Here is a 20,598-nt window from a genome sequence, read left to right as displayed (position 1 = left end):
CATGGCCAGCCTCGAACTCAGAAACCTCGTCAAGCGCTACAAGAGCCAGACCGTGCTCGACAATCTTTCGCTGACCGTCGCCGACGGTGAGACGCTGGTCCTGTTCGGACCCTCCGGCGCCGGCAAGACGGTGCTGCTGCGCCTCGTCGCCGGCGTCATCGACCCCGACGAAGGCAAGATCCTCATCGGCGGCGAGGACATGACCGACGTCGACGCCGAATTTCGTGGCGTCGGCATGGCGTTCCAGAATTTCGCGCTGTTTCCGCATATGAGCGCGTTCGACAACATCGCGACGCCGCTGGAGGCCAAGCGGTCGTCGCAGGGAGCGATCAAGGCCGGCGTCGAGAGTGTCGCCAAGCTGTTGAAGATCGCCCATGTGCTTTCCCATAAGCCGCGCGCTCTTTCCAACGGCCAGAAGCAGCGCACCGCGCTCGCCCGTGCGCTGGTCGGCTCGCCGCCGCTGCTGCTGCTCGACGATCCCTTGCGCAATGTCGACGCCAAGCTGCGTTTTGAGATGCGGCTCGAACTGCCGCGCCTGCTTGCCGACCGCGGCGCCACCGTCGTTTACGTCACCCAGGATTATAAGGAAGCCATGGCGCTCGGCGACCGCATCGCGGTCATGTCGCAAGGCGTCATCAGCCAGCTCGGTACGCCCGAACAGATCTATCGCGAGCCGGCAAATGTCGAGATCGCCCGGCTGTTCGGCGACCCGACCATCAACCTGCTCGACGTCAAGCCGGCGCTTGGCGCCAAGGGAATCCATGTCGCCCTGTCGAATGTGCAGGTCCATCTCGCCGGGGCTCCCGAGACCGCGGTCGGCCGCGACTGCATCATCGGGCTCAGGCCGGAAGCACTGCATTTCGTCGGCGAAAATGAACCCGGCGCCATTCCGGTGACGGTCGAGGCCGAAACCCCGCTCAACGAAAAGATCGTCACGCTGGTGCGCACGTTGCGCGGCCGCGAGATCCTGGTTTCCCGCCCGGCCGGAACACCGGGCCGCAGCGAAGGCAAGGCCCACATCGCCGTCGACGGCAAGAGCGCCCTGTTGTTCGATCGCGCCGGCGGCGAGCGCATCGGCTCGAAGAATGTCGTCAGTTTGCGCAACGGAGAAGCCGCATGAGCGCGAGCGCACTCACCATTTCCGGGGTCGACAAATTCTATGGCCCGATCGACCGGGGCGTCCACGCCGTCAAGAAGCTGACGATGGAGATCGGCAAGGGCGAGATCGTGGCGCTGCTCGGTTCGTCCGGCTGCGGCAAGACCTCGACGCTGCGCATGATCGCCGGCTTCGAGGAGGTGTCGCGCGGCGCGATCTCGGTCGCCGGCCGCCAGGTGCAAACGCTGCCGCCGGTCAGGCGTAACGTGGCGATGGCCTTCGAGGGCTATTCGCTCTACCCGCCGCTGACGGTGCGCGAGAACATGGCCTTCGCGCTCAAGGCGGCCCGGCTGCCCAGAAGCGAGGTCGAGGCCAGGGTCGCCAGCATCGCCAAGCTGCTCGAGATCGAGGATATATTGGAGCGTTACCCAAGCTCTATCTCCGGCGGCCAGCAGCAGCGCGCCAGCCTCGGCCGGGCGCTGATCCGCGACGCCGATTTGCATCTGCTGGACGAGCCGATGGGGCAGCTCGAACCGCAGCTGCGTGCCGTGCTGCGCGGCCGCATCAAGCATTTCATCAAGGAGCGCGGCTTGACAGCGATCCTGGTCACGCACGACCAGACCGAGGCCAATGCGCTTGCCGACCGCATCGCGGTGATGGAAGGCGGCGTGCTGCAGCAGTTCGATACGCCGGACAGGATCAAGGAGCGTCCGGCGAACCTGTTCACCGGCACCTTCGTTGGCGAGCCGCCGATGAACGTCTTCGAGGCCTATGTCGGGACGGCCGCCGGCCGCATCAATCTCAGGCTTCCCGACGGGCTGTCGCTGGACTACGACAAGGACGCCTTCAGCGCTCCGGTCCGCGACCAGCTGCTCAGCCGCGAGCGGGTGGTCATCGGCATCAGGCCTTATGCGGTGCGGCGCTCGAAGGAGGGTGTTCCCGCCAGGGTCTCGGCCAACCAGTGGCTTGGCGACCAGACCCATATCGCGGCCGATTTCGCCGGCGGCTCGCTGGTCCTGGTCGAGCACGACCGCACCCGGCTGGACCTTGGCGCGCCGATCAATGTCAGCATCGACCCGAAGAACCTGCATGTCTTCGACCAGGCGAGCGGCGAGGCCATTTCGCACGGCATGGAGCTCGCCTGATGCGTGATCTCTTGATCGGTATCGACGCCGGTACTTCCGTCATCAAGTCCATCGCCTTCGACACGAAAGGCCGGCAGATCGCCGCCGCGGCAACGCCGAACCATTACGAGACGCTGCCGGGCGGCGGCGCCGAACAGGATCTGGCTTGCACATGGGCCGACGCGGCGGCGACCTTGCGCCAGCTCGCCGAGAAAGTGCCCGATCTCGCCAGCCGGACGATCGCCATCGCGGTGACTGGGCAGGGCGACGGCACCTGGTTGATCGACGGCAAGGGCGAGCCGGTGGCAAAGGGCTGGCTCTGGCTCGACGCGCGCGCCGCCGGCGTCGTCGAGGAGATCCGCGCGCGGCCGGAAGACAGGCTGCGCTTCGAAAAGACCGGCAGCGGCCTCGCCGCCTGCCAGCAGGGCTCGCAGTTCGTGTTCATGAAGCGCAACATGCCCGAAATGCTTGGCAAGGCGGCGACGGCGTTTCACTGCAAGGACTGGCTCTATTTCAAGCTGACCGGCGAGCGCGCCACCGACCCCTCCGAGGGAACCTTCACCTTTGGCGATTTCCGCACCCGCGACTATAGCGAGGATGTGCTCGACGTGCTCGGCGTCGCCGACCTGCGGCATCTCCTGCCGCCGGTCACCGACGGCACCAGGCACAGCGCCGGTCTGTCGCAGGCGGCGGCCGCCGCCACCGGCATGCTTGCCGGCACGCCGGTCGTGCTCGGCTATGTCGACGTCGTCTGCACCGCGCTTGGCGCCGGCCTGCTCGACCGCGAGCGCAAGCCCGGCTGCACCATCATCGGTTCCACTGGCATGCATATGCGGCTGGCCGAGACGCCGGACGACGTGCAACTGAACGAGGCGGCAACCGGCTACACCATGGCCATGCCGGCGCCCGGCGTGTTCGCGCAGATGCAGTCCAACATGGCGGCGACCCTCAACATCGACTGGGTGCTTGGGCTCGCTTCCGGCATCCTCGCTTCGCAAGGCATCACCCGCAGCAATGGCGAGATGATCGCGCTCGTCGACACCTGGATCGCCGCCTCGCAGCCCGCCTCGCTGCTCTACCAGCCCTATGTGTCCGAGGCCGGCGAGCGGGGGCCGTTCGTCGATGCCAATGCCAGGGCCGGCTTCGTCGGCATATCCTCGCGCCACGGCTATGCCGACCTGGTGCGCGCCGTCTTCGAGGGATTGGCCTTCGCCGCGCGCGATTGCTACGCCGCCATGGGGCCATTGCCGCGCGAGATCCGGCTGACCGGAGGCGCCGCCCGAAGCCCGGCGCTGCGCAAGATCCTCGGAGCCGCCGTCGGCGCAGACATCCGCACCAGCCAGCGCGAGGAGGCCGGGGCGGCCGGCGCGGCGATGATAGCCGCGGTCTGCGTCGGCCTGTACAAGTCGATGGACGAATGCGTCGCGGAATGGGTGACGCCGCTGCTTGGCGAGGCGGAGCCGAGTGATCGGGACCTCGCCGCGATCTACGACAGGATGACCCCGTCCTACATGTTGGCGCACCAGGCGCTGCGGCCGGTCTGGCGCGCGATGGCTTCGGTGCAGGCAAATTGAGAAGTCGAGTATGCCCAGGAAAATAGCGATCATTGGTGACAACTTCATGCTTCCGGAGGTGTTTCGCGCCAAAATCGAGAAGGTCGCGAGCGGTGACCTCGATGTCAGGACATTGCAGACCGCCTGGCCCGACGAGCCGATGGAATTCGGCGATCCGGCGCTCGGCCTCGACAAGGTCAAGGAGTATTTCGGCCGTCCCGACGAGGTCGTCGAGTTCATTGGCGATGCCGAGATCCTCGTCACCCAGCTTGCACCATTGTCGGAGGGCATGATGCGCCGCCTGCCGGCCCTGAAGCTGGTCGCGGTGTCGCGCGGCGGCCCGATCAACATCGACATGGAAGCGGCGCGCGCGCATGGCATCACCGTCGTCAACGTGCCCGGCCGCAACGCGACCGCCGTGGCCGAATTCACCATCGGCGCCATATTGGCCGAAACGCGGCTGATCCGGGTCGGCCACGAAGCGCTGCGCAGGGGCGAATGGCGCGGCGATCTCTACCGCGCCGACCGCACCGGCCGCGAGCTTAGCGAGATGACGGTCGGCGTCGTCGGTTACGGCAATATCGGAACAAAGGTAGTCAGGCTGCTGCGCGCTTTCGGCTGCCACGTTCTGGTCAGCGACCCCTATGTGCAGTTGAGCGCAGAGGACCGCAACGCCGGCGTCGAACTGGTCGCGCTTGACGATCTCCTATCCCGCTCCGACGTGGTCACGCTGCATTCGCGGGTGACGCCGGAGACGCGCGGCCTGATCGGCAAGGACACCATCGCGCGGATGAAACCCGGGGTGATCTTCGTCAACACGGCGCGCGGGCCGCTGGTCGACTATGACGCACTCTATGAGGCGCTTGTTTCAGGCCAGATCGCCAGCGCCATGCTGGAGACGTTCGCGGTCGAGCCTGTGCCGTCGGACTGGCCCTTGCTGCAGCTTCCCAACGTGACGCTGACGCCGCATATCGCCGGCGCCTCGGTGCGCACCGTGACCTATGCGGCCGAGCAGGCCGCCGAGGAAGTGCGCCGCTATATCGCCGGGCTGCCTCCGGTCAATCCGTGCTGAGGCGGCAGCCATGGTGTGTAAATCCGGCAGCGAGATCGTGACGAGATGAGTGGCGGACCCGAAATCGTCGACCTTTTCGTCATCGGCGGCGGCGTCAACGGCGCCGGCATAGCCCGCGATGCAGCAGGCCGCGGCCTCTCCGTCATCCTGTGCGAAAAGGACGATCTGGCGGAAGGCACCAGTTCGCGATCGGGCAAGCTCGTCCATGGCGGCCTGCGCTACCTCGAATATTACGAGTTCCGCCTGGTGCGCGAGGCGCTGATCGAGCGCGAGGTACTCCTGGAATCGGCACCGCACATCATCTGGCCGATGCGCTTCGTGCTGCCGCACAGTCCTGACGACCGGCCGGCCTGGCTGGTGCGGCTCGGCCTGTTCCTCTACGACCATCTCGGCGGCCGCAAGCGGCTGCCGGCCACCCGCACGCTCGACCTGCGCACCGCGCCCGAGGGCGCGCCGATCAAGGACGAGTTCAAGCGCGGTTTCGAATATTCCGATTGCTGGGTCGACGACGCCCGTCTCGTGCTGATCAATGCGCTGGATGCGCGCGAGCGCGGAGCGAAGATCTTCACCCGAACCGCCTGCACCGCCGCCCGCCGGGAAGGCGGCCTCTGGTCGGTGGAGATGCGCGACGGCAAGACCGGCGTGAAAACCACCGTGCGAGCGCGGGCGCTGGTCAATGCCGCTGGCCCTTGGGTCAACGACATCATCAACCGCGTTGCTGGCCAGAACTCGACGCGCAATGTCCGCCTGGTCAAGGGCAGCCATATCGTCGTGCCCAAATTCTGGGAGGGCCGCCAAGCTTACCTCATCCAGAACAGCGACAAGCGGGTGATCTTCATCAATCCTTATCAGGGCGATCTCGCCTTGATCGGCACCACCGACATTCCCTATGACGGCCGACCCGAGGACGTGGCGGCGGATGAGAGCGAGATCGAATACCTGATCAGGGTGGTCAACCGCTATTTCAAGCGCGGCCTCGCGCGCGGCGATGTCGTCTATTCGTTCTCCGGCGTCAGGCCGCTCTATGACGACAATGCCGACAACCCGAGCGCCGTGACCCGCGACTATATTTTCGAACTCGACGCGCCGGATGCTGAGGCGCCGCTGCTGTCCGTCTTCGGCGGCAAGATCACCACCTTCCGCAAGCTCGCCGAGCATGCGCTGGACAGGATCGCTCCGTTCTTCCCCCGGATGGGCAAGCCCTGGACGGCGAAGGCCCATCTGCCTGGCGGCGACATCGCCAATGCCGATTTCGAACAGTTTCTAGGCGATCTCGGGCGGGAGTATCCATGGATGCCTGCATCGCTGCTCAAGCACTACGGCCGGCTCTACGGCACCAGGACACGCCTTCTGGTCGGCGCGGCCCGTTCGCTCGCGGAACTCGGGCGATGCTTCGGCAAGGATTTCTTCGAGCGCGAGGCCAGTTACCTGTTCGAGCAGGAATGGGCTGAGACACCGGCCGACATTCTCGAACGGCGCACCAAGCACGGCCTGCATCTTTCCGCCGAGGAGAGATCGGCTTTCGAACACTGGTGCGCGAGCCGGCTGGCGAGGGCAGGGTGATGGCAATCATCGCCAATGTAGCGCGAAAGGGCTGAGAGGATCGCGATCGTGGCATTCACGCTCTCCCTCAACACCAATCCGCTGGTCAACCGCTTTGCCGAGCCTGACGACCTGGTCGATACCATCGCCTACGACATCGGCATCAGGGACATTCAACTCACGCATGAATTCGTCAATCCGGGCTGGCCGGCGGCGACGATCGTGAAATTCGTCCGCCTGTTTCGTGGCGCACTCTCCCGCACGGGCGTGCGCGTGACCTCGGGCATGACCGGTCCTTACGGCCGGCTCAACCATTTCGGCCATCCAGACGCGGATGTGCGCCGCTACTATGTCGGCTGGTTCAAGACCTTTGCCGACATCTCGGCCGAGCTTGGCGCCGGCGGCATGGGTACCCAATTCGCGATCTTCACCCATCGCGATTATGATGATCCCGCGCGCCGCGCGCGCCTGTTCGACATTGCACTGGAATGCTGGCGCGAGGTCGCCGAACACGCCCGCGCGGCCGGGCTTAACTACCTGTTCTGGGAGCCGATGTCGGTCGGCCGCGAGTTCGGCCACACGATCGAGAATTGCAGGCTGCTGCAGAATGCGATCGACGCGGCCGGCATGGCCATTCCGCTGGAGATGATGGTCGACATCGACCATGGCGACGTCACCTCCAGCAACCCGGCCGATATCGATCCCTATGCCTGGGCCGAGGCTTTCCCCAGGAAGTCGCCGATCATCCACATCAAGCAATCGTCGATGAACAAGGGTGGCCATTGGCCGTTCACCGCGGCTCACAACAGGGACGGCCGCATCACGCCTGAAAAGCTGCTGGAGACTGTGCGGCGCGGCGGCGGCACCGACAACGAGATCTGCCTCGAACTGTCGTTTCGCGAGCGCGAACCGGTCGACCACCAGGTGGTCGCCATGATCCGCGAATCGGTCGACTACTGGGCGCCCTTTATCGACACGGGCAGGCCTGACCTGCTGCCGAAAAACGGGTAGAGGTCGGAGTGGGGAGCCGATGCCACTCGCGCTGTTGACGTCCAACCGGTTGGCCCGCCAGCGAAGCAACCAGATGACATATTAGATAATGCGAGTATTGCGGCAGCCTGCGCTGCTGATTGCTATAAAAGTACAATGCGAAAGATACTTTTGTTTAACTTCGCCATGCATACTGCGAATTGGTCCGATTTGTTGTCCGGCTTCCCTCGCGAACTAGAGAATCCGCATGTCGGTTACACGTCGCACGCTGCTCACGGCCGGAAGCGTCGGCTTGCTGGTCGCGCAAGCTCGGGCGGCCAACACTCCAGGACAGCAGGCGGAGATCGCTCCCGTCATCAGCGACAATGCGCTGCGCATTGCGATGCCGGCCTTTGCCTCCGATCCATTTTTCCCGGCCGATGGATCGGGGGACAGCGGCATAGACATGGAACTGGCCCGCGGCATAGCAGCGGAGCTTGGCGTCGAGCCGGTGTTCGACCGATCCGCCGCAACGTTCGACGGCATGGTGAAACAGCTGACTTCCGGCCAGGCGGACATAGCCATCGGCAAGCTCAGCCGAACCCTTCGCCGTGGCCGCTCAATCCTCTATTCCCGGCCCTATGCCATGCTGCACCAAGGCCTCATCGCCAATCGCCTCAACCTGGCGCGCATCGCGCAAGGCAAACCACCCGAGCAGATCATCCGCGATTTCTCGGGCGATCTCGGCGTGATCGAGGGCTCTTCATTCGCAACCTATGCGGCGACGACCTTCCCGCATGCACAAGTTCATCGTTTTGCAGGCTGGGACATGGTTGTCGATGCGATCCGCGATGGGACGATCGACATGGCGTATCGCGACGATTTCGAGATCAAGAAGCTGATGGTCGACGATCCGTCGATGACGGTCGCCGCGCGCTCGATCACGCTGACCGACAAGGTAGACACGATCGCAATCGGTGTGCGACCGGACAATCCGCATCTCGCGGCGTTTATCGACCTTTACCTCGATCTCGCGCGCGGTCAGCAGGTTCTCAACACTGACGAGATCATCGCGCGCTACCGGTTGGGGAGCAAAGCCTGACGATGGCCGTCACGGAAGCAGCCGGACCCTTGGCTTTCGATTGGCGCCTGGCGGCGAGGCGCATATTGCGCTCGCCCGCGACGACGATTGCGATGATCGGGGCGGGAATCCTTTGCGGCCTCTATTATCCAGCATTTGCCCATGCGATCAGCCCTGTGGCGCAGCTCTACCTGAATTTCCTCAAGATGGTCGTCCTGCCCTACCTGGTCTCGTCGGTCATCTTCTCGATCATGTCGATGGTTCAGGATCCGAACTCGGTCCGTTACCTTGGCCGGGTGGGTATGGCGGTGCTGGTCGTGTCGTTCCTGAGCGTATTGGTGAGTGGCACCTACTCGCTTGTCCTTCAGCCGGGCCAGATCGAGAATCCTCAATCGCGCATCGAGCTTGGCGAGTTCATCAATTCGCAGGGTAGCGTATCCACCGATCTCGCATTCCCCTATCAACCGCCACCCAATGAGGGCTCCGACAACGGGCATTCGATACTGCTCGATCTTGTGCCGAACAACGTCTTCAGCGCGCTGGCCTCCGGTCAAACCATCCAGGTCCTGCTGTTCTGCCTGCTTTTCGGGCTCGCGATGGGCAAGATTCCCCAGCCTTCGTCCATGAGCCTGTCTCAGGCGCTGAACGCGGTTTACCGGGCCTGCACGGTCCTTACCAACTGGTTCATCTGGGGATTGCCGTTTGCAACCTTCATCCTGATCGCGGATCAGACCGCGTCGACCGGAACCAAGCCGCTCACGCTGATGGGCGGTTATCTGCTGGTGATGGGTCTTTCCTGCCTCACATTCATCGCCGGCGCATTTGGCGTTATCGCCATCCGCTCTCGGCGAAGCTACTGGGCCACGATCAAGACCTGTCAGCCCCTTCTCATGGTAGCCATCACCACGCGCTCTACCGTCGCCTCGCTTCCGTGGGTCATAAACCTGCTGAGCGAGCGTCTGCGGTTCAGCCTCGTGGTCGTCGAACTGCTCGTGCCGCTGCAGGCGGCACTGCTGCGGACAGGCCCGGCGCTGCTTTACACGTCTGGTGTTCTTTTCATCGCTCAGCTCTACGGCCGTCCGCTGGCAATCCCCGACCTCCTGCTCGTCGGCATCACCTCGGCGCTTCTCGCGCTCACGACCGGCGGCATGGGCAGCCTGCTCATCCTGTCCCAGATGTCGATCGTCTGTGGCTACCTGAAGATTCCCTTCGAGGCGGCGTTCGCCCTGTTCGTCGCGGTCGACGCGGCCGTCGACACGTTCATGACGCTGTCTAGCGTCTGCACCGTTGCGGCGAGCACCGCAATGATCGCGCCCAGCCACAGGGAGACAACGCAGTCTGTCGAAGCGGCGTCGGAACAGCTCGAAGCCGAGCCCGCTCGATGATCGACCATGGCATCAGCCTCCAGCTCGGCGTCATTGGCGGCCTCGGGCCGTTGGCATCGGCTGACTTCTACTTCAAGCTGACCCGAATGACCCAGGCGTTCCGGGACAATGAGCATGTGCCCGCCGTCATCCTCAGCGTGCCACAGCTGCCTGACAGGACCGAGGCGATCCTTGCCGGCCATGACGGTCCGCTGGCGTCTTTGAAAGCCGCGGTCTCGACGCTCAATGCGCTCGGCGTTGCCTGTATCGCGATGCCGTGCAACACCGCCCATCATTGGTATGAGCAGTTGGCGGCGAGCTCGCAGGCGCGGATCATCCATATCGCCGACGCGGTCGTAGCTGAAACCCATCGTAGCCTGGGCCGAGGCAACAAGGTTACGATCCTCGCCACGCAGGGCACGCTGGTCTCCGGCTTCTATCGGGACAGGATGTCGGCGGCGGGATTTGAGCTCTGCTTTCCCGCCGTCACGGAATTCCAGGGCCGCGTCGATAGCGCGATCGGCCTGGTCAAGGGTGGTTCGATCGCGGAGGCGGCGAGCGAAACTGAGCGCGCGCTTGAAATCGCGCGATCGGCCGGCGCCGATACGGCCGTTCTCGGCTGCACCGAACTGTCGGTGGTGGCCGCCAGCCTCAACCCTACGAACGGATTGGTCGTCATCGACAGCAATGCAGCCTTGGCGCGAGCCTGTTTGACACGGTTGGGCTTCGCCGCGCAGGACGTTCCGCGACCTCGGCCGGTGTTCTCATCCCGCAAAGAGCTGGAGCGGTTCGGCGGTTCTATCCAACACTGAACCGCTCCGGGAATTGGTCGTTTAGCCGAATTTCGGATCGAGGCTGCCCGCTTTGTAACGCTTGGCCATTTCCGAGACCGGCAGCGGCTTGATCTTCGGCGCGTTGCCGGCGGTGCCGAACTGCTCGAAACGCTCCTTGCACAGCTTCCTCATCGCCGCCATCGCCGGCGTCAGATATTTGCGCGGGTCGAATTCCGAGGGATTTTCCATCAGCACCTTGCGGATCGCGCCGGTCAGCGCCATGCGGTTGTCGGTGTCGATGTTGATCTTGCGCACGCCATGCTTGATTCCGCGCTGGATCTCTTCCACCGGCACGCCCCAGGTCGGCTTCATCTGCCCGCCATATTTGTTGATGATCTCCTGCAGATCCTCCGGCACCGAGGACGAACCATGCATGACCAAGTGCATGTTCGGCAGGCGGCGGTGGATTTCCTCGATGACGTTCATCGCCAGCACCGCGCCATCCGGCTTGCGCGAGAATTTATAGGCGCCGTGGCTGGTGCCCATGGCAACCGCCAGCGCGTCGACATGGGTGTCGCGCACGAACTGCTCGGCCTGCACCGGATCGGTGAGCAATTGGTCGTGGCTGATCGCGCCTTCGATGCCGTGGCCGTCCTCCTGTTCGCCGCCGCCGCTCTCCAGCGAGCCCAGCACGCCGATCTCGCCCTCGACCGAAACGCCGCCCCAATGCGCCATGTCGACGACGCGCTTGGTGATGCCCGAATTATAGGCGTAGTCGGCCGGCGACTTGCCGTCCTCCTTGAGTGATCCATCCATCATTACCGAGGTGAAACCATGCTGGATCGCGGTGACGCAGGTAGCCTCGTTGTTGCCGTGGTCGAGGTGCATGCAGACCGGGATGTCGGGATGGATCTCGACCAGCGCATCGATCAGCTTGGCCAGCACCACGTCATTGGCATAGGCACGCGCACCGCGGCTTGCCTGCAGGATGACCGGCGACTTGGTCTCCTCCGCAGCCTCCATGATGGCGAGGCCCTGTTCCATGTTGTTCATGTTGAAGGCCGGCACGCCATAGCCGTATTCGGCGGCGTGATCGAGCAATTGTCTCAGTGTGATGCGAGCCAACGAATAGTCTCCCGTATCTGGTTTCGAACCTGTGGTTGCGGGCTGTCCGTGCATCGTCCAGCCCACCGATGCTTCTGGCCGGATTTCTGTGCAACCGCAACCGTCAGACACCGTCCCGGCAGCAATTCTTGTTACAGGGTCGTGATGAAAGCCACGGGAATATCCCAGGAAAATATCTCATTATAACAAAAATCATGATAGTTTCAGGAAGAAATATGTTATCTTGTCAAGGAGCCAGCGCCGGTTGGCGGATAACGGCAGCAATGAAGAGCGACAGCAGACGTCAAGCCATCATGGACTTTCTGATGGACGTCGGCGCGGCGAGCGTCGACGATCTTGCCTCACGCTTTGGCGTCTCCAGGATGACGGTGCATCGTGATCTCGACGACCTTGAGGAGAGCGGTTTCCTGCGCAAGGTGCGTGGCGGCGCTTCGATCCAGCCGAGCGGTCTCTTCGAAAGCGATTTTCGCTACCGGCAAAAGCAGGCGACTGCGGAAAAGCAGCGCCTTGCGGCGGCCGCCGTGGCGATGATCGAACCCGGCCAGACTGTCATCATCGACGACGGCTCGACGGCTGGCGGCATCGCACGGCATCTCGCCGATTTCAGGCCGCTGACGGTGATCTCCAACAATCTGGCCGTCATCCAGGACCTGGCCGGCGCCGGGGGCATCGACCTGATTGCGCTCGGCGGCCAGTATAGCAAAAAGTTCCACGGCTTCTTCGGACTGCTTGCCGAGGCTTCGCTGAGATCGCTGCGCGCGGACGTCGCCTTCCTGTCGTCATCGGCTATCCACGGCGCCTCCGCTTTCCACCAGGACCAGGAGGTGGTGCAGATCAAGCGGCTGATGATGGAAGCAGCGACCCGCAAATATCTGCTGGTCGATCACGGCAAGTTCGGCCGCACGGCGCTGCATTTCCTGACCGAACTCGAGGCGTTCGATGCCGTCTTCACCGGTCGCGCGCCTGAGCCCGGAATGCGCGCCGCACTGGATGCCGCCGGCGTTTCGCTGACGGTGGTCGCCAACAAGGATTGAGGATCAAGGAGCGCAGGCGTGGTTTATTGGGTCGGTACAAGCTGGAAGATGAACAAGACGCTCGCCGAGGCGCTGGATTTCGCCGGGGCATTGGCCGGCTTCGTGCCAGGCTTCGACGAGCGCATCCAGCCTTTCGTCATCCCGCCGTTCACGGCGGTGCGCGAGGTCAAGCAGGCGCTGTCGTCGACGCGGGTCAAGGTCGGTGCCCAGAACATGCACTGGGCCGATGCCGGCGCCTGGACCGGCGAGATCTCGCCGCTGATGCTGAGCGACTGCGGCCTCGATCTGGTCGAACTCGGCCACAGCGAACGGCGCGAGCATTTCGGCGAAACCGATCGCACCGTCGGTCTGAAGACGGCGGCCGCCGTCAAGCACGGACTGATACCGCTGATCTGCGTCGGCGAGACGCTGGCGGAGCGCGAAAACGGCAAGGCGGATGCGGTGTTGACCGGCCAGGTCGAGGGTGCGCTGCTGTTCCTCGAAGGCGAGGCGAAGGCGGCAAAAATCCTGTTTGCCTATGAGCCGGTCTGGGCGATCGGCGACAAGGGTATTCCGGCCAGCTCCGTCTATGCCGAAAAACAGCAGGCGCTGATCAAGAAAGTGGCCGGCGGCCTGCTGCCGTCCATCCCGCCGGTGCTCTATGGCGGCAGCGTCAATCCCGGCAACGCGGCCGAGCTGATCGGCCAGCCCAGCATCGATGGCCTCTTTATCGGCCGCTCGGCTTGGCAGGTGGAGGGCTATGTCGACATCCTCAGGCGCGCCTCGGCGGTGATCTGAACGAACGAAATCTCATTCAAGGAAGGATACGACCATGAAAATAGCCATTGGAGCCGACAGCGCCGGCAAGCCGCTGCTCGATGTCATCGCCGCACATTTGGCGACGAAGCCCGGACTTGCCGTCAGCGATCTCAGCCAGGCCGGCTTTTATGCCGACCTGTCACAAAAGCTCGCGCAGACGATCATCGACGGCGAGAACGACCGCGGCATCCTGTTCTGCGGCACCGGCATCGGCGTCTCGATCTCGGCCAACAAGGTGCCTGGCATCCGGGCGGCACTCACCCACGACACCTATTCCGCCGAGCGCGCGGCCAAATCCAACAACGCGCAGATCATCACCATGGGCGCCCGCGTCATCGGCCCGGAACTCGCCAAGGCGATCGTCGATACCTGGTTGGCCTCGGAGTTCGACGAGAAGGGCCCGTCGGCCGGCAATGTCCAGGCGATCAACAAGCTCGATGAAGCGAAGCAGGCCTAAGCCAGGCTTTCGCGCAACGCCTCGATGACGGTCACAGCCGAGGCGGCGCCGGGGTCGATATGGCCGAGCGAGCGTTCGCCGAGCCGCGAGGAGCGGCCCTTGGCGGCGATCATGTCCTTGGTCGCCTCGGCCCCCCGGCGCGCCGCGTTCACTGCCGCATCAAGGCTTTCGGCAAGGCCTTTTCCCGCCGCATTGCTGGCGCCGGCTGCTTCCGCCGCCGGCAGCCAGGCGTCGATCATCGTCTTCTCGCCGATCTCGGCCTTGCCGCGATCGCGCATGCCTTGCGCCATCGCCTGGAACAGCGCGACGACATCCGCATCCGCCAGCGTGGTCTTGCCCTTGACGGCAGCGGCGGCGCGCATGAAGGCGGTGGCATAGAGCGGGCCAGACGACGCACCGACCGCGTTGAGGAACGATTTAGCCGCCATGTTGAGAAGCGCGGTCGGCTCGGTCGCCGCCAGGTCGAGTGGCGCCAGCGCGTCGCGCACTGCGTTGAAGCCGAGCGCCATGGCGATACCGTGATCGGCGTCGCCGATGACGCCGTCGAGGTGGCAGAGCCGGTCCTTGTCGGCTTCGATCGCCACCGCGATCGCATCGAACATTCTCTTCAGGTCAGCGCTATCGATGCTCACGGATCACTCCTCAGCCGGCGCGGAACATGGCGCAGTCGCACGGATGGTCGAGCATGGTCTGCAACTCGCCATCGAGATGGAACAGCGTCACCGAGGCGCCGGCCATTTCGAGCGACGTGCAGTAATTGCCGACCCAGGTCGCATGGATGGAAACGCCGATGTCGTCGAGACGCTGCTTGACGCGACGGTTCATGATGTAGAGCTCCATCAACGGTGTCGAGCCCAGCGAATTGACCAGCACCGCGACCTTGTCGCCACGCGAAGGCGCCATCTCGGCGAGGATCTTGTCCAGCATCTCGTCGGTGATCTCGTCGGCGGTGCCGAGCTTGCCGCGCGCGATGCCCGGCTCGCCATGGATGCCCATGCCGATCTCCATCTCGTCGGCGCCGATCTCGAAATTCGGCCGCCGGGTCTGCGGCAGCGAGCAGGGCGACAGCGCCACGCCCATGGTGAAGGTATGGTCGTTGGCCTTGCGCGCCATGCGCTCGCATTCGTCGAAGGAGAGCATGCGGTCACAGGCCGCGCCGGCCGCCTTGAAGACGAAGAAATTGCCGGCGACGCCGCGACGCTTCTGCCGCTGGTCGCGCGGTGCCGAGGCGACATCGTCGGTGGTCAGCACCGTGCGCACCTCAATGTCGTCCATGGCGGCCATTTCGGCCGCCATGTCGAAATTCATCACGTCTCCGGCATAGTTGCCGTACGTGAACAGGACGCCCGCGCCGCCGTTCGCCGCCTTGGCGCATTCAAGGATGGGATCGGGTGGCGGCGAGGCAAAGACATTGCCAATCGCCGCCGCATCCGCCAGGCCCTTGCCGACAAAACCGAGAAAGGTCGGCTCATGGCCGGAGCCGCCGCCGACGACGAGCCCGACCTTGCCGGGACGCGGTCCGTTGCGGGCGATGATCGAGCGCGGGCTGCCGTCCGCGCTCCTGAGATGGCTGGGATGCGCGGCCAGAATCCCCTCTAGCATCTCGTCGACGGCACGGTTGCCGTCATTGATGATCTTCTTGGTCTGCACCGGCATCCTCCCGAACTCGGCATTTTCCCGAGATACTACAGGCTGTTACCGCGATTTCCACCCCGCTCTCGGCTGTTTCAGGCGGCGATGTGCCTTCGCGCCGCCAGAATCTGGAGGCATGCGCCGGCCGCTTCCTTGCCCTTTACCTGGAAGTGCTCGAGGAAGAAGCGGTGGTGCTCGGAGCTGTCGTGGTAATTGTGCGGCGTCAGTACCGCCGAAAGCACCGGCACGCCGGTCGTCAACTGCACATTCATCATGCCGTCGATGACCGCGCCGGCGACGAATTCGTGCCGGTAGATGCCGCCATTGACGACGAAGGCAGCGCCGAGGATCGCGGCGTAGCGACCCGTCTCGGCCAATGTCTTGGCGTGCAGCGGGATCTCGTAGGCGCCGGGCACGTCGAAGATTTCGACGGCAAAGCGGCCGTCGCCCAGTGCAGCAAGCTCCGCCTCGAAGGCAGCGACACACTGGTCGACGATATCCGCGTGCCAGCGCGCCCTGACAACGGCAACGCGGGTCGTTTCATAGTCTTTGTGGGAATGCTGATTCATGGGTCCATCCTTCCGTTTCGAACCAGAATCAGGACGCACGATACGAAAACCGGCCGCCGGGGCGGTCCGTCTTCCGTTTCGTTCTCTTCCATCCGGACTGTAACCGTCGGCTCCGGAATCACACCGGATCTGCTGACCCTTCCGGTTTTGCCGGAAAGCGCTCGCGGGCTTGGGTCCCGCGCATGACCCCGAAAACCGGACCGGTTTTCGGAAAGAAATCATGCGCAATTAGGAGTCCTTACCGCCGGTGGGGACTTTCACCCCGCCCTGAGAACATTAACGGCTTTGTATGGAAGGGCAGGGGCGCCGCTGTCAACCGCGCGCGGGCTGGTGGCCCATCACGTCCTGTGTGGCTGGCGCGTGCGCCAGGCGGCGGCCGAAGCCGCGACCAGCATCAGCAACGCCGCCACCATTGCCGATGCGGCAAAGCCGAAATCCGAATATAGCGGCCCGAAGCCGGTGGTGCCGACAAAGACCGCCAGATATGTCACCGCGCTGTTCAGGCCCATGATCGTGCCGCGCCGTGACGGATCGAGCGCCGACAGACGCATCACCAGCACGTTCAGACCGAAGTGATTGGCGAGACCCCAAGCCGCCACCATGGCGAGCATCATGCCATAGCTGTTGCTTGTCGCGGCGATCGCGACATAGACGATGGCGACGAGCAGGTAAGCGAAGGGCATGACGCGGCGAGCCCCCAGGCGATCGATGATGCCGTCGAAGAGCGCCGCCGTGCCGAACCCGGCGCCATAGGCGAGTGCGGCCAGGCCGTTGGCGCTGACCGGCTGACCCAGCCCGCTGTGCAGATGGTCGCCAAGATAGCCATAGACACCATAGAAGGCGGTCATGAAGGCGCCGCAGGCGATCAGAAGCGGCACGATGCCGGGAATGCCGAGCGCCTCGAGCGGCGCCGGCGCCGGGCCGGCCTTTCTGACATCCGGGAGTGACGACGCGGTAAGGCTGCCAAGCGCCAGCGCCGCCAGCAGCGCCACGGCGGCGAAGACGGCCCGCCAGTGCACGAGATCGGCAAGCACCGCCGACAGCGAAACGCCGGCCACCATGCTCAGCGTCCATCCGGTCAGCACAACGCCGATCGTCCCGCTTTCCCGTCCAGGTGGGGCAATCGCCGCGGAGCTGGCATAGATTGCCGGCATGGCGACGCCGGCGGCGACGCCGGCGAGAAGCTGCGCGGCGACCAGCGCCGTCACCGTCGGCGCCGCAGCGCTTGCGACAAGCGCCAACGCCAGCAGCAGCAAGGCCGCCTGAAGGATCCGGCGCGCGCCGACCCGGTCGATGTAGCGCGCCAGGAACAAGGCGCTCGCCGAGGTGCCGAGGCCGAACGCGGCGGCCGCCATCATGACGACAGGCACGCTGGTCGCGAACGACACGGCCACGGCGGGAGCAATCGGACCCAGCACCAGGGAGTTCGAGCCGATGACGGCGATGCATCCGGTCAAGAGATAGGCCAGCGCCGGGATGGGCGGCCGGGCATTCGCACCCAGGGTTGCTGCTTGATCGCTGTTCGACATATATTCATAATGGCCGTATTTTATTCGGCTACAATCGGGAATTTCCACTATGGACGAAGAAACAAATGGCATTCCGCAGAACAGGCCGGCGCCCCGCGATCTCGACGCGATCGACAGAAAGATATTAGGCGTTCTCGTCGACGACGCCACGGTCAGCTATGCTGAGCTTGGCGATCGTGTCGGCCTCTCGCCGCCCGCCGCGCATGAGCGCGTCAAGCGCCTTCGGCGCAGCGGCGCCATTCGCGGCACGGCTGCCATCATCGACCCCAAGGCGGTCAAGAAGCCGCTGCTGGCATTCGTGCATATCGACACCAAGGGCTGGGGCAAGACGCCGGAGCTGATGGCGGTTTCGCAATATCCGGAGGTCGAGGAGATCCACACGGTTGCCGGCGACACCTGCATGCTGCTGAAGGTCCGCACGGAGGACACGCGGGCGCTCGAAGGCCTGCTGTCGCGCCTCTACGAGACACCCGGCGTCACCTCGACGCGCAGCTACGTGGTGCTGTCGACCTATCTCGAGCGGCCGGTTCAGCCCGGCGTCACGACGCAGTGGCCGGCGCCCAGGCACATGGCCGAGCCCCTGTACTAAGGCCTGATGCCATAAGCGCGAAGCGGTTTTCGGACGACGTCATGCTTTATCTCTTTGATTTGGAGCTGGACTCGCCGCCTCCGCCGAAAACGGCGCAAAACAAGCAATGATATGCTAATCTCCCGAGCCTCTAGGCAGAGGGCGGGTGATGGCAACGCTGGAAACGGACAAGGTATTCGCTGGCTCCATACCGGAAAACTACGACCGCTATATGGTGCCGTTGATTTTCGAGCCGTTCGCTGCGGATCTTGTAGCGCGAGCAGCGTCCCTGTCGCCCGCCGCGGTTTTGGAGACGGCCGCCGGCACCGGGGTCGTTACCCGAGCATTGGCGCCGAAATTGTCTCCCGGCGCAAGCTATACCGTAACCGACCTCAACCAGCCGATGCTCGACTACGCCGCTTCGCGACAACCTCCCGACGGTCGCATCACATGGCGTCGGGCGGACGCCTTGGCGCTGCCGTTTGAAGATGCGGCCTTCGACCTCGTCTGCTGTCAGTTCGGTGCGATGTTCTTTCCCGACCGGCCATCTGCCTACCGCGAAGCCAGGCGTGTCCTGAGGCCGGGCGGACATTTCCTGTTCAGCGTATGGGATTGCATCGAGGAGAACGTCTTTGCCGATGATGTGACGAATGCTCTCGCAAGGATCTTCCCCGACGATCCGCCGCGCTTTCTGGCACGCACACCCCATGGCTACCACGACAAGGCAGTGATCCGTCACGAGCTGGAGGATGCTGGGTTCTCCGGTGTAATGATCGAGACGAGAGCCGAACAAAGCCGTGCATCCTCGCCGCGCCTTCCCGCCGTCGCTTATTGCCAGGGAACTGTGCTTCGCACCGAAATCGAGGCCCGGGAGGCCGGGAAGCTGCAAGCCGCGACCGACTACGCCGCATCCGCGATTGCAGACAGACATGGCAGCGGCGCGGTGGCCGCCAAAATTCAGGCTCACGTCATCATGGCAACGGCTTAGCTTCCCAACCGGATCGTCTCGAAATAGGCGTCGGTGCCGACCTGGCCGCCCTTGAGCGCGATTTCGAGTCCATCGATCGCACCGCCGCCATGGGCGACACAGAGCGGTGATCCCGGCGATTGCGGCAACGGCATGCGCACGGTCAGCGCGTCGATGGCCAATTGTCCGAGCGCGTGACTGGAGGTGTCGCCACCGGCGATCACCGCGCGCTTGAGTTTCTGTTCCACGATTAACCGGCGCAGGATTGTTCCCAGCGCTCGCCCGAGCGTGTTTCGCGCACCTTCGATCCGGTCGATCTCGGCGCCACGGTCGGCCTGTGGGCCAAGCGCGGTGTAGAGGATGACGCTGCGCCCCGCAGCCAGGCTTGCCAATCCGCTCGCGACGGCGCGCTCGATTGCCTCCTTGGCGCCCTCCGTGACCAGTTGCATGGCATCCATCTCGAGGCCGTCGAAACCGTGGGCAAGGGCGTGGCGGATCTGCTTTTCGGTGGTCGGCGACACGCTGCCCGAGACCACCGCGAGGCGGTCTACCGGTCCCGGCGGCGCGAACGACGCCTGCCCGGAGGCAATGCCTTTGCCGGCCCATTCGGCAAGCAAGGCATATTCGACGCCCGAGGATCCGACGACGAAGCCATGGCCTTGGTCATGGATGCGCCAGATCTGTTCGCCGACGCGTCTCTGTGTCTGGCGGCTTTCGACATCAAACAGGATGACCGCCCTGTTTTGCACGGCCTGGTCGACCGTTTGCGCGAGATCGTCGGTCTGCAATGCAGCCAGGTCGACAAGGCCGGAGCTGAGACTGGTCTGGCGCGAGAGATGCACGAGCAGGTCTGCTTCGTTCATCGGCGTCACCGGATGCCTGCTCATCACCGGATGCCTGTCGATGCGGAAATACTCGCCGCGGAACGCCGCGAAAAGATTGCCGAAGGCCGTGTAGCGCTTGAGCTGCGGCGCGCCGACGACCATAGGCACGCTGCTCTGGCCGAAGATGCGCCGGCCGATCTCGATGGCGCGGCCGATATTGCCGACCGTCGGACTGGAATCGAAGGTCGAACAGATCTTGTAATGGCAGACCGCCGCTTCGAGGCCTTTCAGCCATTCGAAGGCCGGCGCCAGATTTTCCTCCATCCATCGCGGCGTTTCGCTTCGGCTGGTGCCGGCCAGTCCAACGGCCCGGCAATCGGCAAATCGCGCCAGCAGGCGCTCGTCGGGCCGACGCATGAACAGCACCGTCGGCACGCCGCCGAGCTCGAGCGCCTCCATGACATCCGTCGAGCCGGTGAGGTCGTCGCCATAGTAGCTCAGGAGCAGGTTCTGCATGGCTT

20 protein-coding genes and 1 riboswitch are annotated in these 20,598 nt (G+C 64.2%); of the genes, 14 read left to right on the top strand and 6 right to left on the bottom strand.

Going from position 1 to position 20,598, the window contains the following annotated elements; all coding sequences use genetic code 11:
* The first annotated feature begins 1 nt into the window (after position 1).
* From FJ443_RS06550 to FJ443_RS06510, 9 genes are all read left to right on the top strand, one after another.
* Entirely contained in the window at positions 2 to 1,120 is a 1,119-nt protein-coding gene (locus FJ443_RS06550; protein ID WP_140514619.1) for an ABC transporter ATP-binding protein, read from the top strand.
* Entirely contained in the window at positions 1,117 to 2,241 is a 1,125-nt protein-coding gene (locus tag FJ443_RS06545) for an ABC transporter ATP-binding protein (RefSeq protein WP_140663178.1), read from the top strand. Before FJ443_RS06550 ends, FJ443_RS06545 begins: the two co-directional genes overlap by 4 nt.
* Entirely contained in the window at positions 2,241 to 3,794 is a 1,554-nt protein-coding gene (locus FJ443_RS06540) for an FGGY-family carbohydrate kinase (protein ID WP_140663176.1), read from the top strand. Before FJ443_RS06545 ends, FJ443_RS06540 begins: the two co-directional genes overlap by 1 nt.
* A gap of 10 nt (positions 3,795 to 3,804) precedes the next feature.
* Entirely contained in the window at positions 3,805 to 4,845 is a 1,041-nt protein-coding gene (locus FJ443_RS06535; protein WP_140497767.1) for a 2-hydroxyacid dehydrogenase, read from the top strand.
* Between the two features lie 45 nt (positions 4,846 to 4,890).
* A complete protein-coding gene (locus tag FJ443_RS06530) occupies positions 4,891 to 6,408 on the top strand; it encodes a glycerol-3-phosphate dehydrogenase (protein ID WP_140497769.1) in 1,518 nt (505 codons plus the stop codon).
* A gap of 48 nt (positions 6,409 to 6,456) precedes the next feature.
* On the top strand, positions 6,457 to 7,398 hold the full coding sequence (locus tag FJ443_RS06525) for a TIM barrel protein (RefSeq protein WP_140559302.1): 942 nt from the start codon (positions 6,457 to 6,459) through the stop codon (positions 7,396 to 7,398).
* Positions 7,399 to 7,624: 226 nt separating this feature from the next.
* Positions 7,625 to 8,458, top strand: a complete 834-nt coding sequence (locus FJ443_RS06520; RefSeq protein WP_181167181.1) for a transporter substrate-binding domain-containing protein — start codon at positions 7,625 to 7,627, stop codon at positions 8,456 to 8,458.
* 2 nt (positions 8,459 to 8,460) lie between these two features.
* Positions 8,461 to 9,822 carry a cation:dicarboxylase symporter family transporter gene (locus FJ443_RS06515; RefSeq protein WP_140663174.1) on the top strand — a complete coding sequence of 454 codons (1,362 nt, stop codon included), beginning with the start codon at positions 8,461 to 8,463 and terminating at the stop codon, positions 9,820 to 9,822.
* Positions 9,819 to 10,613: an amino acid racemase gene (locus FJ443_RS06510; protein WP_140663172.1), complete on the top strand. Its 795-nt coding sequence runs from the start codon at positions 9,819 to 9,821 to the stop codon at positions 10,611 to 10,613. Before FJ443_RS06515 ends, FJ443_RS06510 begins: the two co-directional genes overlap by 4 nt.
* Before the next feature lie 21 nt (positions 10,614 to 10,634).
* Here FJ443_RS06510 and fba read toward each other — a convergent pair whose 3' ends face one another.
* Positions 10,635 to 11,699: a class II fructose-bisphosphate aldolase gene (gene fba / locus FJ443_RS06505; RefSeq protein WP_140663169.1), complete on the bottom strand. Its 1,065-nt coding sequence runs from the start codon at positions 11,697 to 11,699 to the stop codon at positions 10,635 to 10,637.
* A gap of 263 nt (positions 11,700 to 11,962) precedes the next feature.
* On the opposite strand from fba, the gene FJ443_RS06500 reads away from it, so the two are divergent.
* The 3 genes from FJ443_RS06500 to FJ443_RS06490 are packed head-to-tail and all read left to right on the top strand — an operon-like array spanning position 11,963 to position 13,988.
* Complete coding sequence (locus FJ443_RS06500) at positions 11,963 to 12,733, top strand: DeoR/GlpR family DNA-binding transcription regulator (RefSeq protein ID WP_140663166.1); 771 nt, start codon at positions 11,963 to 11,965, stop codon at positions 12,731 to 12,733.
* A gap of 18 nt (positions 12,734 to 12,751) precedes the next feature.
* A complete protein-coding gene (locus FJ443_RS06495) occupies positions 12,752 to 13,510 on the top strand; it encodes a triose-phosphate isomerase (RefSeq protein WP_140663164.1) in 759 nt (252 codons plus the stop codon).
* 34 nt (positions 13,511 to 13,544) lie between these two features.
* Positions 13,545 to 13,988, top strand: coding sequence for an RpiB/LacA/LacB family sugar-phosphate isomerase (locus tag FJ443_RS06490; RefSeq protein WP_140520892.1), 444 nt, complete (start codon positions 13,545 to 13,547; stop codon positions 13,986 to 13,988).
* Here the strand turns inward: FJ443_RS06490 and dhaL are convergent.
* From dhaL to FJ443_RS06470, 4 genes are all read right to left on the bottom strand, one after another.
* On the bottom strand, positions 13,985 to 14,620 hold the full coding sequence (gene dhaL / locus FJ443_RS06485) for a dihydroxyacetone kinase subunit DhaL (protein ID WP_181167182.1): 636 nt from the start codon (positions 14,618 to 14,620) through the stop codon (positions 13,985 to 13,987). The two genes, FJ443_RS06490 and dhaL, sit on opposite strands and share 4 nt — an antisense overlap.
* A gap of 10 nt (positions 14,621 to 14,630) precedes the next feature.
* Positions 14,631 to 15,638 (bottom strand): dihydroxyacetone kinase subunit DhaK, encoded by a 1,008-nt coding sequence (locus FJ443_RS06480; protein WP_140623634.1) that lies wholly within the window; start codon positions 15,636 to 15,638, stop codon positions 14,631 to 14,633.
* A gap of 77 nt (positions 15,639 to 15,715) precedes the next feature.
* The gene (locus FJ443_RS06475) at positions 15,716 to 16,189 is read right to left on the bottom strand and encodes a 6,7-dimethyl-8-ribityllumazine synthase (protein WP_140497787.1); all 474 of its coding nucleotides are present in this window, start codon (positions 16,187 to 16,189) and stop codon (positions 15,716 to 15,718) included.
* Positions 16,190 to 16,265: 76 nt separating this feature from the next.
* A riboswitch (FMN riboswitch) is annotated at positions 16,266 to 16,468 on the bottom strand.
* Positions 16,469 to 16,527: 59 nt separating this feature from the next.
* A complete protein-coding gene (locus tag FJ443_RS06470; protein ID WP_140559308.1) occupies positions 16,528 to 17,718 on the bottom strand; it encodes an MFS transporter in 1,191 nt (396 codons plus the stop codon).
* A gap of 49 nt (positions 17,719 to 17,767) precedes the next feature.
* Here FJ443_RS06470 and FJ443_RS06465 point away from each other — a divergent pair, with 49 nt between their 5' ends.
* Positions 17,768 to 18,307: an Lrp/AsnC family transcriptional regulator gene (locus FJ443_RS06465; RefSeq protein WP_140497789.1), complete on the top strand. Its 540-nt coding sequence runs from the start codon at positions 17,768 to 17,770 to the stop codon at positions 18,305 to 18,307.
* Between the two features lie 148 nt (positions 18,308 to 18,455).
* Positions 18,456 to 19,274 carry a class I SAM-dependent methyltransferase gene (locus tag FJ443_RS06460; protein WP_140663162.1) on the top strand — a complete coding sequence of 273 codons (819 nt, stop codon included), beginning with the start codon at positions 18,456 to 18,458 and terminating at the stop codon, positions 19,272 to 19,274.
* Here FJ443_RS06460 and FJ443_RS06455 read toward each other — a convergent pair.
* Complete coding sequence (locus FJ443_RS06455) at positions 19,271 to 20,593, bottom strand: four-carbon acid sugar kinase family protein (protein WP_140663160.1); 1,323 nt, start codon at positions 20,591 to 20,593, stop codon at positions 19,271 to 19,273. The two genes, FJ443_RS06460 and FJ443_RS06455, sit on opposite strands and share 4 nt — an antisense overlap.
* Positions 20,594 to 20,598: the final 5 nt, after the last annotated feature.

The organism is Mesorhizobium sp. B2-6-1, assembly GCF_006440475.1.
Lineage (GTDB): Bacteria > Pseudomonadota > Alphaproteobacteria > Rhizobiales > Rhizobiaceae > Mesorhizobium.
This window is presented reverse-complemented; position numbering and strand designations above follow the sequence as displayed.

What these genes read in the sequence shown, in the direction of transcription:
- FJ443_RS06540 (WP_140663176.1), top strand. Translation starts at nt 2,241, where the DNA reads ATGCGTGATCTCTTGATCGGTATCGACGCCGGTACTTCCGTCATCAAG.
- FJ443_RS06490 (WP_140520892.1), top strand. Translation starts at nt 13,545, where the DNA reads ATGAAAATAGCCATTGGAGCCGACAGCGCCGGCAAGCCGCTGCTCGAT.
- FJ443_RS06475 (WP_140497787.1), bottom strand. Translation starts at nt 16,189, where the DNA reads ATGAATCAGCATTCCCACAAAGACTATGAAACGACCCGCGTTGCCGTT.
- FJ443_RS06515 (WP_140663174.1), top strand. Translation starts at nt 8,461, where the DNA reads ATGGCCGTCACGGAAGCAGCCGGACCCTTGGCTTTCGATTGGCGCCTG.
- FJ443_RS06465 (WP_140497789.1), top strand. Translation starts at nt 17,768, where the DNA reads ATGGACGAAGAAACAAATGGCATTCCGCAGAACAGGCCGGCGCCCCGC.
- FJ443_RS06510 (WP_140663172.1), top strand. Translation starts at nt 9,819, where the DNA reads ATGATCGACCATGGCATCAGCCTCCAGCTCGGCGTCATTGGCGGCCTC.
- FJ443_RS06470 (WP_140559308.1), bottom strand. Translation starts at nt 17,718, where the DNA reads ATGTCGAACAGCGATCAAGCAGCAACCCTGGGTGCGAATGCCCGGCCG.
- FJ443_RS06500 (WP_140663166.1), top strand. Translation starts at nt 11,963, where the DNA reads ATGAAGAGCGACAGCAGACGTCAAGCCATCATGGACTTTCTGATGGAC.
- FJ443_RS06530 (WP_140497769.1), top strand. Translation starts at nt 4,891, where the DNA reads ATGAGTGGCGGACCCGAAATCGTCGACCTTTTCGTCATCGGCGGCGGC.
- FJ443_RS06545 (WP_140663178.1), top strand. Translation starts at nt 1,117, where the DNA reads ATGAGCGCGAGCGCACTCACCATTTCCGGGGTCGACAAATTCTATGGC.
- FJ443_RS06460 (WP_140663162.1), top strand. Translation starts at nt 18,456, where the DNA reads ATGGCAACGCTGGAAACGGACAAGGTATTCGCTGGCTCCATACCGGAA.
- FJ443_RS06455 (WP_140663160.1), bottom strand. Translation starts at nt 20,593, where the DNA reads ATGCAGAACCTGCTCCTGAGCTACTATGGCGACGACCTCACCGGCTCG.
- FJ443_RS06550 (WP_140514619.1), top strand. Translation starts at nt 2, where the DNA reads ATGGCCAGCCTCGAACTCAGAAACCTCGTCAAGCGCTACAAGAGCCAG.
- FJ443_RS06520 (WP_181167181.1), top strand. Translation starts at nt 7,625, where the DNA reads ATGTCGGTTACACGTCGCACGCTGCTCACGGCCGGAAGCGTCGGCTTG.
- FJ443_RS06535 (WP_140497767.1), top strand. Translation starts at nt 3,805, where the DNA reads ATGCCCAGGAAAATAGCGATCATTGGTGACAACTTCATGCTTCCGGAG.